12 protein-coding genes are annotated in these 13,301 nt (G+C 61.6%); 11 read left to right on the forward strand and 1 reads right to left on the reverse strand.

Annotation, left to right across the window (positions count from 1 at the left end; translation table 11 throughout):
• Positions 1-55 precede the first annotated feature (55 nt).
• The 7 genes from AABA34_RS10485 (at position 56) to rnr (ending at position 10,021) form a co-directional block, all read left to right on the forward strand.
• Positions 56-1,705 (forward strand): MFS transporter, encoded by a 1,650-nt coding sequence (locus AABA34_RS10485; RefSeq protein WP_338302560.1) that lies wholly within the window; start codon positions 56-58, stop codon positions 1,703-1,705.
• A 92-nt stretch (positions 1,706-1,797) separates the two neighbouring features.
• On the forward strand, positions 1,798-2,943 hold the full coding sequence (locus AABA34_RS10490) for a hypothetical protein (RefSeq protein WP_338302561.1): 1,146 nt from the start codon (positions 1,798-1,800) through the stop codon (positions 2,941-2,943).
• A gap of 19 nt (positions 2,944-2,962) precedes the next feature.
• Positions 2,963-4,009: an alanine racemase gene (gene alr, locus AABA34_RS10495; protein WP_338302562.1), complete on the forward strand. Its 1,047-nt coding sequence runs from the start codon at positions 2,963-2,965 to the stop codon at positions 4,007-4,009.
• Between the two features lie 87 nt (positions 4,010-4,096).
• Positions 4,097-4,672, forward strand: a complete 576-nt coding sequence (phaR, locus tag AABA34_RS10500) for a polyhydroxyalkanoate synthesis repressor PhaR (protein WP_338302563.1) — start codon at positions 4,097-4,099, stop codon at positions 4,670-4,672.
• A 47-nt stretch (positions 4,673-4,719) separates the two neighbouring features.
• Complete coding sequence (gene proS / locus AABA34_RS10505) at positions 4,720-6,264, forward strand: proline--tRNA ligase (protein ID WP_338302564.1); 1,545 nt, start codon at positions 4,720-4,722, stop codon at positions 6,262-6,264.
• A gap of 30 nt (positions 6,265-6,294) precedes the next feature.
• The gene (locus AABA34_RS10510; protein WP_338302565.1) at positions 6,295-7,683 is read left to right on the forward strand and encodes a M28 family peptidase; all 1,389 of its coding nucleotides are present in this window, start codon (positions 6,295-6,297) and stop codon (positions 7,681-7,683) included.
• A gap of 40 nt (positions 7,684-7,723) precedes the next feature.
• Entirely contained in the window at positions 7,724-10,021 is a 2,298-nt protein-coding gene (rnr, locus tag AABA34_RS10515; protein WP_338302566.1) for a ribonuclease R, read from the forward strand.
• A 9-nt stretch (positions 10,022-10,030) separates the two neighbouring features.
• Here the strand turns inward: rnr and AABA34_RS10520 are convergent, their stop codons facing one another.
• Positions 10,031-10,483, reverse strand: a complete 453-nt coding sequence (locus tag AABA34_RS10520; RefSeq protein ID WP_034954052.1) for a universal stress protein — start codon at positions 10,481-10,483, stop codon at positions 10,031-10,033.
• A gap of 155 nt (positions 10,484-10,638) precedes the next feature.
• On the opposite strand from AABA34_RS10520, the gene AABA34_RS10525 reads away from it, so the two are divergent.
• The 4 genes from AABA34_RS10525 to AABA34_RS10540 are packed head-to-tail and all read left to right on the forward strand — an operon-like array spanning position 10,639 to position 13,262.
• Positions 10,639-12,084 carry a 2-oxo acid dehydrogenase subunit E2 gene (locus AABA34_RS10525; RefSeq protein ID WP_338302567.1) on the forward strand — a complete coding sequence of 482 codons (1,446 nt, stop codon included), beginning with the start codon at positions 10,639-10,641 and terminating at the stop codon, positions 12,082-12,084.
• Positions 12,081-12,482: a hypothetical protein gene (locus tag AABA34_RS10530; RefSeq protein WP_338302568.1), complete on the forward strand. Its 402-nt coding sequence runs from the start codon at positions 12,081-12,083 to the stop codon at positions 12,480-12,482. The genes AABA34_RS10525 and AABA34_RS10530 overlap by 4 nt, the downstream gene beginning before the upstream one ends.
• Positions 12,479-12,892: a hypothetical protein gene (locus AABA34_RS10535; protein WP_338302569.1), complete on the forward strand. Its 414-nt coding sequence runs from the start codon at positions 12,479-12,481 to the stop codon at positions 12,890-12,892. The genes AABA34_RS10530 and AABA34_RS10535 overlap by 4 nt, the downstream gene beginning before the upstream one ends.
• Positions 12,885-13,262, forward strand: a complete 378-nt coding sequence (locus AABA34_RS10540; RefSeq protein ID WP_338302570.1) for an acyl-CoA thioesterase — start codon at positions 12,885-12,887, stop codon at positions 13,260-13,262. Before AABA34_RS10535 ends, AABA34_RS10540 begins: the two co-directional genes overlap by 8 nt.
• Positions 13,263-13,301 lie beyond the last annotated feature (39 nt).

Genomic DNA, 13,301 nt, shown 5'->3' on the forward strand with positions numbered 1-13,301 from the left:
TTCATGCTTGCATAAGTCCGGGCAACACGGACGCGAAAACGGGGATATTCGCCAGATGGCAGAGGCACAAAGCGAAGCAGCGGCGCTGGCCGACCGGGAACCGACGGCCAAGGAAATCCGCCTTGTCGTCGGCGCATCCAGCGCTGGGACGGTGTTCGAGTGGTACGATTTCTTCATCTACGGCACGCTCGCCTACATCCTGAAGGACGCGTTTTACGACGTCGATGATCCGACGCTGGGTCTGCTGCTGGTATGGTCGACCTTTGCCGTAGGCTTTGCTTTCCGGCCTATCGGCGCGATCCTGTTCGGGTTTCTGGGTGACAAGCTTGGGCGCAAATATACCTTCCTCGTCACGGTGACGCTGATGGGCATTGCCACCGCAGGCGTCGGTTTCATTCCCACGGTCGACACCATCGGGGTTGCCGCGCCGATCATCGTGATCATCCTGCGCGTGCTTCAAGGGCTTGCGCTGGGCGGTGAATATGGCGGCGCGGCGATTTATGTCGCGGAACATTCCCCGCCGGACAAGCGCGGGTATTACACCAGCTACATCCAGGCGAGCGTGGCGGGCGGTTTTGTCCTCTCGATCATCGTGGTGCTGGCCTGCCGGTTCTTGATCCCGGCGGAGGATTTCGAGGCATGGGGCTGGCGCGTGCCGTTCCTGCTGTCGATCATCCTGTTGGCGATTTCGCTTTGGATGCGATTGATGTTGTCTGAAAGCCCCGTATTCCAGGCGATGAAGGAAGCCGGGGAAACCTCGGGCAATCCCTTTGTCGAAAGCTTCACCTACCCCGGCAACAAGAAGCGCATTTTCGTCGCACTGTTCGGTGTCACCGGCATTCTGACGACAATCTGGTACACCGCATTCTTCTCCGGAATGAGCTTCCTGCGCGGGCCGATGCATGTCGAAGACCTGACGGTGGAGTTGATCCTGCTGATCTCTGGCGGCATTGCCATGTCATTCTACATCCTGATCGGGAAATGGTCAGACAAGGTGGGGCGCAAATTGCCGATCATTATCGGAGCGCTGGCGACGCTCGTGCTGCTGTTCCCCGCTTTCTGGGGGCTGGGAAGCCTCGCCAACCCGGCTTTGGCCGAGGCGGCAGAGCGCACGCCGATCACAGTAAGCGGGCCGGAATGCGTGACCGATCCTTTTGCCGAACTGTTCGACCGTGATCAGACCGACTGCGGCAAGATTCTCGGCACGCTTACAGCGTCCGGCGTTACCTATACGCTCACGCCGGGTGAGGAATTGACGCTTTCGGCAGCTGGCAATCCGATCGCGATTGATCCCTTGTGGTTCGAAAGTGGCACCGCCCGCACTGAGGGCATCCATGCCGCGCTCAGCGAGTTCGGGTTCGACTTTTCCAAGCAGGAACCGAGCCTCGGCAATATCGCCGGGATTATCGGGATCTTGCTGGGTCTCGGAATGCTTTCTGCGCTGACTTACGGATCCGTAGCGGCGCTGCTCTCCGAGATGTTCCCGCCGAAGATCAGGTATTCGTCCATGTCGATCCCGTATCACATCGGTGCAGGATATCTCGGCGGGTTCCTGCCGCTTATCGCCGGGGTCATCGTGGCGAGCACGGGGGATATCTACTCCGGACTATGGTACACGTGGGGCGTCGTCGCCTTTGGCGTGGTGGTCGCATGGTGGGGCATCCCCAGCGGCCCACCGAGGGATTTTTCGGACGAGGAAATCTGAGTTTGAACTCGAGCCAAATGGCCGGTTTGCTCGTGCTGGGGTGGGGGTTGCTTGGCGCGGCTCCCGCCGTTGCTCAAGACCGGCCACCTCCTTTGGAAATTCCCGATGAGATGCTGGCGGATTACCGGCAGTATTGCAGCGATGGCATTCCAAGTTTCGCTATCGACGTAGGCAAACCGCTTGAGAGAGTACGCACCAGTTTCGACACAAGCGGAAAGTTTGCCGTCACCACGGTTTGCATCGATGAATTCAAGTTCGGACTTGCGTATGAAATCCGGACGGTGTCCGAGGCGCTGACCTTCTTAGCGTTGCGCGAAGCTGAACCAGTCTGGTCAGTGGCCGAGGCCAAGTGGGGAAGCGATCTCGGGAAATTGCGCGCCGATCTTCGTAACGCAGCCCTTTCGGGTGAAAGTGAAACAGCCTTCAGGCAAATTACCAGCGGCCAGACTGACAAGGTCAGGGGCGCAGCCTATGAACTCGCCAAGATCGGCTATTTCGAAGAGGCTCTTGGATTGCTGGAAGCAGAGGCAGCCCGCCTCGGCACCGAACGGATGCTGCGGCGCAGAAGCCTGGATTTCGAAAGAGTGCTGGTCGCTTTGGCGCGCGCGACGATTACCTCCCACGCATCCGGGGATGCGGAAGCAGCGGCGCAGCTCGGGGCATTCATCGCGGCCACTCCCGATACAAACCAACACTTGCTGAATACGAAGATAAACAGGGCCGCGTTTCTGGCTGAATCGGGCCAGTATCGCGAAGCTGTGGAATTGCTGGAACCCGCCTATCGCGAATTTCGCGCCTTTCAGGAGGATGCCCGCAATTACAAGATCAGCGGCAGCGACCGTGAATTTGCGTGGATTCTAGCCTGTGCGCATTTGGGTCTGGGCAGAACGCTTGATGCGCAGCCATACCTTGAGATTGTCAATTCGGCTGAGGAAACGCCGAAGGATCAATATTTACCTCAGACCAAGCCAAGTTCGGTGATCAAGCTCCGACTGGCAGCCTGTACGAATGATCAGGCTGAGTATTTCAAAATCCTCTACAGCGGGTCATTCGCTCGCCTGACAGGAATATGGTCCGAAGTGCAGGCGCCCCATCCCTCGCTCGAATTTCACTTCCGCCCGGAGTGGGAGCTGCCCGAGGATATTCGCGAACGCTATCTGGCGAGCTATCGTATCCTGCCCGACAGCTACGCTGATGCGCTCGCCGGGTGGAAGAACGCTGCTGCAACCCGCGATTGAGTGCTCTAAGGCTGATTTGATGCACGAAACCTCGGCCCCGCCTGCAAGCCTGCGTTTGACGGTCAACGATGACGCGTTGGGTGCAAACTGGCGTGCTCTCGATGCGATGTCGGGCGCGGCGAGGGCAGCTGCGGCGGTGAAGGCGGATTGTTACGGCCTTGGCGCGGACACATGCGTGCCGATCCTGCGCGATGCCGGGTGCGACCAATTTTTCGTAGCGCACTGGAGCGAAGTCGCGGAGGTCATCCGTCATGTCTCGCCAGAGCAGATTGCGGTGCTGCACGGGCCGCTGCGCGATGCGGATGCCGACTACGCGATGGCAACGGGCGTGGTCCCGGTGATCAATTCGCTCGATCAGGCCCAACGATGGATCGCGCGGGGCGGAGGACGTTGCCATCTGATGATCGACACCGGGATCAACCGGCTCGGCGTGTCGCCGGATCAACTGTCGGACTCGGTAATCCAGTCGCTTAGCATCGACACGCTCTTGAGCCATCTTGCGAGCGCCGACGAAGACAGCACGATGAATGCCCGGCAGCTTGAAGCGTTCCGCGCCTGCCTGCCATTGGTGCAGCACAAAAGCGCAAGCCTCGCCAACAGTGCTGGGATCGCCCTCGGCCCCGATTACGCTTTCGACCTGACCCGCCCCGGCCTAGCGCTTTATGGCGGCATTCCGCGACCGGAACTGGAAGATGCCATCCGGCAGGTCGCCTCAATCGAAGCGGCCATCATCCAGACGCGCACTATCGGCCAGGGTGAAAGCGTGGGCTACAATTGCACCTTCACCGCCGATCGTGAGATGCGGGTGGCAACGGTCTCCATCGGCTATGCCGACGGTTTTCTGCGCGCTCGCGGGCCGGGCGGAGTGCTGCAGCATGGGGGGCGCGAACTGCCTATCCTCGGCAAGGTTTCGATGGACATGATTGTCGTCGATCTCGCCAATGCGCCGGGATTGGAAGAGGGGGACTGGCTCGAGGTTCCGTTCAATCTGCCCGATGTTGCGCGGCAAAGCTCTGTTTCACAATATGAATTGCTCACCACAATCGGACGCCGCCTGCGTCACTGATTGCGGCTGCGAACAAAATTGCCCCCGTTATTGCGCTGCACATTGTGCAAGTGCTAAAAGGCAAGAAAAGTCGCATCGGGACAAAACATGGCACGCAAATCATCCGAAACCGCCGGGGACGTATCCAGCGATACGATCATCATCAAGAAGTACGCCAATCGGCGGCTCTACAACACGGCCTCGTCCAGTTACATTACGCTGGAAGACCTCGCCAAGATGGTGCGCGAGAATGTCGAATTCGTAGTCTACGATGCGAAGTCCGGTGACGACATCACCCATTCGATCCTCACACAGATCATCATGGATGAAGAGGCGAACGGCGGCCAGATGCTGCCTGTGAGCTTCCTGCGCCAACTGATCGGCATGTACGGCAATTCGATGCAGGCGCTGATGCCAAGCTATCTTGAAGCGAGCATGGCGAATTTCCGCGAGAACCAGGCGAAAATTCGGGAAGCTTTTGAAAAGGGCCTGTCGAACAATCCGCTTGCCGCAATCCATGAAACCAACATGGCGATGATGCGCGCTGCGGCGGAAACATTTATGCCCGGTGCTGCCTCGAAGCGTTCCGCACCGCCGCCGCGAGAGACTTCGAATGACGATATTGCCGCCCTGCGGGAACAGATGGCGGCGATGCAAAAGAAGCTGGACGATCTGAGCAAATAGCGCCACTTGCGCCTGCATCAAATCAAGCCCCAAAGCAGGAACTACCCGTGTCAAACATTCGCCACGCGCTCAATGTGAAGCGCGAAGACGATTTCGCCAAGTGGTATCAGGAAGTCATCGCCGCAGCCGACCTCGCGGAGGAATCGGGCGTGCGCGGGTGCATGGTGATCAAGCCGTGGGGCTACGGCATCTGGGAACGCGTCCAGCGCCTGATGGATGACCGGATCAAGGCCGCCGGTGTTTCCAACGCCTATTTCCCGCTGTTCATCCCGCTCGCCAATTTCGAGCGCGAGGCCGCGCATGTCGAAGGCTTTGCCAAGGAGATGGCGGTTGTCACCCACCACCGTCTGATCGCAGACGGGAAGGGCGGTTTGATCCCCGATCCCGAGGCGAAGCTGGAAGAACCGCTTGTTGTCCGCCCGACCTCCGAAACGATCATCGGCGATGCCATGGCGCGCTGGGTGCAGAGCTGGCGCGACCTGCCGCTGATGCTCAACCAGTGGGCCAATGTCGTGCGCTGGGAAATGCGCACCCGCATGTTCCTGCGCACCAGCGAATTCCTCTGGCAGGAAGGGCACACCGCCCACGCCACGCGCGAGGAAGCTCTGGAGGAAACGCACCGTGCGCTGGAAATGTACCGTGCCTGTGTCGAAGAAGATCTCGCCATGCCCGTGATCGCGGGTGAAAAGCCTGAGAACGAGCGGTTCCCCGGCGCGGACGAAACCTGGTCAATCGAAGCGATGATGCAGGACGGCAAGGCGCTTCAGGCTGGCACGTCACACTATCTCGGCACCAATTTCGCCAAGGCTGCGGGCATCCAGTATCAGGACAGCGAAGGCACCCAGCAATATTGCCACACCACCAGCTGGGGCACATCCACCCGCATGATCGGCGGCGTGGTGATGACCCATGGCGATGACGACGGCCTGCGCGTTCCTCCCCGGATTGCTCCGCACCAGATCGTGATCCTGCCCATGCTGCGCGACAAGCCCGAAGACGATGCTGTCATCGCCTATTGCGAGGAACTGCGCGCCGCTCTGGCCGATCAATGGAGCATGGGCGAAAAGCTGCGCGTCATGTTTGACAAGACCCCCGGCAAGGCGACCGCCAAAAGGTGGGACTGGGTTCGCAAGGGCGCGCCTGTCATCATCGAGGTCGGCCCGCGCGACATGGAAGAGGGCAAGGTCGCCATGCTGCGCCGCGACCGCCTGTGGAATGCCGACAACGGCAAGCCCAACATGCACTTCACCCCGCGTGATGAATTCGTGTCCGCTGCCGCTGCGCTGCTGGAGGAAATCCAGACCGGGCTGTTCGAAGAAGCCCGCGCCCGCCGCGATGCCAATATCACACGCGGTCTGACGCAGTGGAGCGAAGTCACCGATTTCTTCGCCTCCAATGGCAAGTATCCGGGCTGGGTCGAAGTGCAATGGGCCAAGCCGACCGGCGATGCGTTGGAAAAGGTGGTCGAGCAGCTCAAGGGCGAGAAGCTGACCATCCGCAACGTGCCGCGTGATGGCGAACCGGCTGATGGAACCTGCATATTCACCGGCGCACCTGCGGTGGAGCGCATATTGGTGGCTCGCGCCTATTGATCTGCCTGTCGCTCCCTGCGACATCGGGGCATGATCAAACGCATTGCGCTGCTTGCAGCTTTCATCTCCGCCCCTCTTGCCGCTCAGGACAAGGGGACGACCGATCCCGGCCCCGAGGTTTCCGAGGAGCGCCTGCGCGCCGACATGGACACCATCGTCAGCTTTGGCACGCGCCACACGCTTTCGACCCAGAGCGATCCGGATCGCGGTATCGGTGCGGCGGTGGACTGGGCGCTGGCGGAGTTCGGGCGGATCGGGGCCAGGTGCGGGGACTGCCTCGAAGTGCTTCCCGTGGGCCGCGTTGTAGAAGCCGACGGACGCCGGATTCCCGCGCCGACGCTGGTGCGCAACGCCGTGGCGATCCAGCGCGGAACCGAGCGCCCCGATGAAGTGATCATCGTGCAGGCGCATTACGACAGCCGCGTCAGCGATGTAATGAACGGTGTGGACGACGCGCCCGGAGCGAATGACGATGGTTCGGGCAGCGTCATGGTGCTTGAGGCGGCGCGCATCCTGTCACAGCGGCAATATCCGTCCACCATCATTTACGCCCTGCTTTCGGGTGAGGAACAGGGGCTGATCGGCGCAGGCCTGCTGGCCGATTGGGTCGGCGAACAGGGCATGACAGTGAAGGCCGTGCTCAACAACGACATGATCGGCAATTCGTGCGGATCGGACGGTTTCTGCGATGCCGAGCATGTGCGCGTGTTCTCCGAGGGATTGCGGGCCGATTCCACTGAGCGGCTTCGCGCGCAGCAGCGCCGCTTTGGCGGGGAGAACGATTCCCCGGGCCGCAACCTCTCACGCTGGCTCGCCGATCTGGCTGCACAATATCCAGACGGCATGCAGGTGCGACAAATCTGGCGGACGGACCGCATGGGGAGGGGTGGGGACCAGATCCCTTTCCTTGATCGCGGATACCCGGCGGTGCGCGTCACCGTGGCGGTCGAGGATTACGAGCATCAGCATCAGGACCTGCGGACCGAGGACGGGATCAAATACGGCGACACGGTGGACGAGCTCGATTTCGACTACCTCACCCGCGCCAGCATGCTGAACGTGCGCGCGCTGCACCATCAGGCGATGGCGCCGATGCCGCCACGTGTGACTGCGGATGCGGCGGTGCGACTGGATACGGAAGTGAAGTGGACTGTACCCAAAGGCGGACGTCAATTTCTTGTCGTTAGCCGCCGCACCGATGAAGCGCATTGGGGCGATGACACAAACATCGTTACGTATGTTGGGCGTGAGTATGAAGCCAATCCACGTCGGATAGAGGGCGAAGAAAGGTCAATTTCCATCGGAAAGCGTGGTGACGATTGGCTGTTCGGAGTAGCCGCCTGCAATGGCGAATTCTGTTCACCCGTCTCCAGCGCGGTCCCCGGCGGGGCGTTCGAACCGGTGGAGCAGCCGGAGTAATTACTTTCACGCTAGCGGTTGAAGGGGTAGGGGATCAGCAATGCCAAAATCCCCCAAACTTCCGCAGGGCTTGCCATCGAAGCAACAGGTCCTCGATTTCATCCAGTCCAGTGAGATCCCCGCTGGCAAGCGCGAGATCGCGCGTGCGTTCGGCCTGAAAGGGCAGGAAAAGATCGCGCTCAAGGCGCTGCTCAAGGACATGGCCGAAGAAGGGTTGATCGACGGCAAGAAAACCGCGTTTCACCGCATGGGAGGGCTGCCAAAAGTCACCGTCCTGCGCGTCGTGGCGATCGAGGATGGCGAACCGATTGCCGAGCCGGACAACTGGTCCCCCGATGCCCCCGGAAAGCCCCCGCGCCTGACCGTGCGCGAGATTAAGGGCAAGGGTGGCAAGCGCGCCCCGGCGTTGAAACGCGGCGACCGCATCCTTTCCCGCACCGAGGAAACGCATAGCGGATGGGTCGCCTATCCGATGAAGAAACTGCCCGCCCGCACCGAAGGGCTGATGGGCGTCGTCGAGATTGACGGATCGGGCAAGGCATGGCTTGCCCCGGTGGACAAACGGGTGCGCAATTCCTCCCCGATCAGCGACCTGATGGGCGCGGAGGAAGGGCAATTGGTGCTGGCCGAACGCACTGGCCGCTCCGAACGTTCGGGCGTCAAGGTTGTCGAGGTGGTGGGCGATCCGCTTGCTCCAAAGAGCTTCAGCCTGATTGCGATTGCCAAGCACGGCATTCCGCACGTCTTCCGAGACGCGGTGCACGAAGAAGCCGAGGCGGCAGTGCGGCTCAAGCTGTCGCAGGACAAGCGCGAGGATCTGCGGAGCCTCCCCATCGTGGCGATCGACCCTGCCGATGCGCGGGATCACGACGATGCGATCTGGGCGGAGCCCGATGGCAGGGGCGGCTACAACGCCGTCGTCGCGATTGCCGATGTCTCGTTCTACGTGCGCCCAGGCTCCGCGCTGGATCGCGAGGCACGGAAGCGCGGCAACTCGGTCTATTTCCCCGACCGCGTGGTGCCGATGCTGCCCGAGGTGCTGTCTGCCGATGTCTGCTCCTTGCGCGAAGGTGAGGACCGCGCGGCGATGGTGTGCCACCTGCATATCGACGCCGCAGGGCAGGTCGAGAACCGCGGCTTCACCCGCGCCATCGTGCGCATTCATCACAATATCGCCTATGAGGATGCTCAGGCTGCGGTGGATGCGGGCGATGCACCCGAACACCTGACCAATCTGTGGGGCGCGTGGAAGCTGCTGGCCGAAGCGCGTGCCAAGCGTGATCCGCTGGAACTGGAGCTGCCCGAACGCCGCGTCGTGCTGAACGAGGAAGGGCAGATTGCCGAGATCGCCGTGCGCGAACGGCTCGATGCGCACCGCGTTGTCGAGGATTTCATGATCGCTGCAAATGTCGCCGCCGCTCGTGCGCTGGAGGCGAAGACCCATCCAGTCGTCTATCGCGTCCACGAACCGCCGAGCCGGGAAAAGCTGATCGCGCTGCGCGATTACATGGCGACGCTAGGCAAGAAGCTGGCGCTGGGTCAGGTTGTGACCCCCGGCTTGTTCAACCGCATGCTGAAAGACATCACCGACGAAGCGGAAAAGGCGCAGGTGATGGAAGCGGTGCTGCGCAGCCAGACGCAGGCCTATTATGGGCCGGCCAATGCGGGGCATTTCGGCTTGTCGCTGGGCTCCTACGCCCACTTCACATCGCCGATCCGTCGCTATGCCGATTTGCTGGTGCACCGCGCGCTGGTCGATGCTTACAAGCTCGAACAGCCCAAGCCGCCGGGTTCACTGCCGGACACCACCGGGCTGTCGGACAAGGACCGCAAGAGCCTGCAGGAAGTCTCCGACGCGATCAGCCAGACCGAAAGGCGCGCGATGGAGGCGGAGCGCGATACTATCGATCGCTATGTCGCCGCGTGGCTTTCGGGCAGGGTAGGCGAGGTGTTCGACACACGCATTACCGGAGTTCAAGGCTTCGGCTTTTTCGCCACGATTGTCGGGCTGGGTGGCGACGGGCTGGTCCCGGTGTCGACACTCGGCGCGGAACATTTCCGCCATGACGAGGCGGCTCAGGCGCTGATCGGGGAAGACACCGGTACAACCTATGCGGCGGGCGACAGGCTCAAGCTGAAGCTGGCGGAGGCCAATGCGCTAACCGGAGCGCTCAAATTCGTGCCGGTGGATGCCGATGGCAATGCGATCGAGCCAAGGGGCGCGCGGCCTGCGCCGCGTTACCGCAAACCGGGTGGCAAGCCCAAAAAGGCGGGGAAATTCACCGTCGGCAAACGCGGCCGCCCTGGCAACATCCGCCATCAGGGCCGTCGCAAATAGCGGCGTCGATCACGCTTCGTGATCGCTGTCCTTTTCGTCATAGTCATGTGGGATGACGTATAGCGGGCAGGGCAGATTGCCCGCCTGCGCTGCGAAATATGTCACCAGCGGTCCCGGCGCTGTCCCTTTGGCCGCGCCCAGCACCAATGCTGCCACTTCGCTGTGCCCTTCGAGGAATTCGCTGACGATTTTCTGGCCATTGCCGATCTTCACCGAGATCGTCGGCATGATGCCGCTTTCGGCTAGCAGATTGCCCGCCACGCCATGCGCGAGCATTTCCGCCCGATCACGCGCTTCCTCTTCGATGGTTGCCTGAACCCCGCCGAACGCGCTGAAGTTCTGCTGCGGCACCAGAGCCAGAATATGCACCGCACCGCCCACCTGCACGGCCCGGCGCGCGGCAAACCGCAGCGCGGCGCGCGCTTCATCGGTTTCATCGATGATCACGAGGAATGTGCGCATCTGCTTCTTTCGCCGTTAATTCGACCCGTTCGCAGATATCCTGTCAAAAACATTCAAAAGCAAGCGGCGCTGCACCCTTGCTCCTGCCGCAGGTCTGTATAAACGTGGCCCCGACAAGCCAAATCGCACGCACAGACGGGAGTATCGCGCAGCTCATGGCAATTGAAATCAAAATGCCCGCCCTTTCGCCGACGATGGAGGAAGGCACCCTGGCCAAATGGCTGGTGAAGGTCGGAGACACGATCTCTTCGGGCGATATCATGGCCGAAATTGAGACCGACAAGGCGACGATGGAGTTCGAAGCCGTCGACGAAGGGACGCTGGCCGCCATCCTGATCGAGGACGGCGCGGAAAATGTCGCCGTCGGCAAAGTGATCGCGATTCTCGCCGAAGAGGGCGAAGATGTGGACGCAGTGGGCAAGGGCGGAGCGGATGCCGCACCCACAGCCGCACCCGCTCCCGCACCGGCTCCTGCTGCTTCAGCACCTGCCACGCGCGATGAAGGCCCCGCCGCCACGCCCACGGCACGCCGGCTGGCTGAAGCCAACGGTGTCGATCTGGGCAGCATCGAAGGCACCGGCCCCAATGGCAAGATTACCAAGGGCGATGTTGAATCCGTGATCGAGGCCGGAGGCGGCAGTGCCTCGCCTGCGCCCGCCGCACCCGCCGCTGCGGCTCCTGCCGCAAGTGGCGGCCGGGTGATCGCATCTCCGCTGGCAAAGCGCATTGCCGAACAGAAGGGCATTGATCTTTCTGCCGTGTCAGGATCCGGCCCCAACGGCCGCATCGTCAAAGCCGATGTCGAAGATTTCGACTCGGCGAGCGTTGCCGCTCCGGCACCCGCCGCAAGCGCGGCTGCGCCCGCAAGCGCCCCGGCGGCTGCACCGGCTGCCCCCGCCAACGATTACGATGCGCCGTTCGAGGCGATCAAGCTTAACAATGTGCGCAAGGTCATCGCGCGCCGCCTGACCGAGGCGAAGCAGACCATCCCGCACATCTACCTCACCGTCGATGTCCGGCTCGATCCGCTGCTGGCGCTGCGCAAGCAGCTTAACGACAGTCTTGAGGCTGACGGGGTCAAGCTGTCGGTGAACGATCTGATCATCAAGGCGCTCGCCCGAGCCTTGCAGCGTGAGCCGCAGTGCAACGTCAGTTTCCAGGGCGATGTGATGCACCAGTATACCCGCGCCGATATTTCGGTGGCGGTGGCGGCGCCTTCGGGCCTGATCACGCCGATCATCCGCGATGCCGGGCGCAAGGGGCTCGCCGAAATCTCGACCGAGATGAAGGAGCTGGCTGGCAAGGCGCGCGACGGGAAGCTGCAACCGCATGAGTATCAGGGCGGCACGGCATCGCTGTCGAACCTCGGCATGTTCGGTACCAAACAGTTCGATGCGGTGATCAACCCGCCGCAGGCGATGATCCTCGCGGTGGGTGCGGGCGAACAACGTCCCTATGTCGTCGATGGCGAATTGCAGGTGGCAACGGTGATGAGCGTCACCGGCAGCTTCGATCACCGCGCGATTGACGGTGTGGACGGTGCCAAGCTGCTCGACCAGTTCCGCAGCCTGATCGAAAACCCGATGGGTCTAGTGGTGTGACGCTGGCCGTTTTCGGCAAGGCGATGATCATAGCTATTGTCGCCGCGCTGATTGCATGGGCATACCTCTTGGCCTTCTCGGAGATTTCGGGCGGAGATAGCGTCGCTCCCGGTTCGAGGGAGATAATGCTCTATGGTTCGTTGACCGGAAGTTTTGCGATTGGTTTGCCCGTGGCGCTGCTGGTGTTCTGGATGTCGCACCGCCATCTGGCGGCGTCCCCGACGACTCTGGCGATGATTGTTGTTCTTGCCGGAATCATGATGCTGCTTGCCAGTTTCGTGATCGGCGATGCCGAGGGAATGATCGTGCTGGGCGTACCGGCGTTTCTGGCTGCGGCGACGTTCGGTGTCTTGGGCTGGTTCTGGATCATCCGTCCCATGCGGAATAGTCCGAAATGAACGAGGCAAATCGCTTGAACCTTGGCGGACGGGCCGCGCTCAGCGTGCCACTGATTGCAATCGTTGCCGCCCTGTTCCTTGCAGCATTCGAGTGGGCTTTGCGCCCGGAAAACAGCATGTTCGACGGCCCTACGGTGTTCAAACTGGTGTTTGCCTACACCGCCATTTTCGCGCTTCCTGCGGGGGCATTTCTGGCCGTACCGATGCTGATTTTCGGTGGGCACCTGCCGCAGCCTCGCAGCCTATGGCTGGCGATTATCGGGCTTTGCGTCGGGATCGGGCTGTCGATCCTTCTCGCGGGCGGATTTGAGCCCCGGGGAACGGCGGGCCTTGGCTTGATGGGGCTCATTTGCGGTCTTCTGTGGTGGCTATGTGTCGAACGTTTCCGGGAGGAGCCCGTCTATGACTGAACCCCAACTCATGATCCGCGCCACCGCCATGCCGACCGATCTCAATCCCTATGGCGGAGTGTTCGGCGGGTGGCTGATGGCGCAGATGGCTCTGGGCGCAGGCGCGCTGGCAAGCCGTGTGGGGAAGGGCAAGGCGGTGGTGGTCCACGCCACCGATTTCACCTTTCCGGGCGCGATGCAGGTGGGGGATGAGCTTTCCGTCTATTGTCACGTGATCGCCACCGGCAACACTTCGCTCACCATCCTTGCCGAAGGCGAAGGGCGGGAACGCAACGGCGAAGCTGTAACCAAGGTTTCGCGGGGCACGTTCAAATTCGTACTGCTGGACGATGATGACCGCCCGCGACGGGTTGATGGCACCATCGCATAGGCTGGCAACAATGGCTGTCCTACTCGCGTTTGAAATGCG

The organism is Erythrobacter sp. Dej080120_24, from assembly GCF_036322605.1.
GTDB lineage: Bacteria > Pseudomonadota > Alphaproteobacteria > Sphingomonadales > Sphingomonadaceae > Erythrobacter > Erythrobacter aurantius.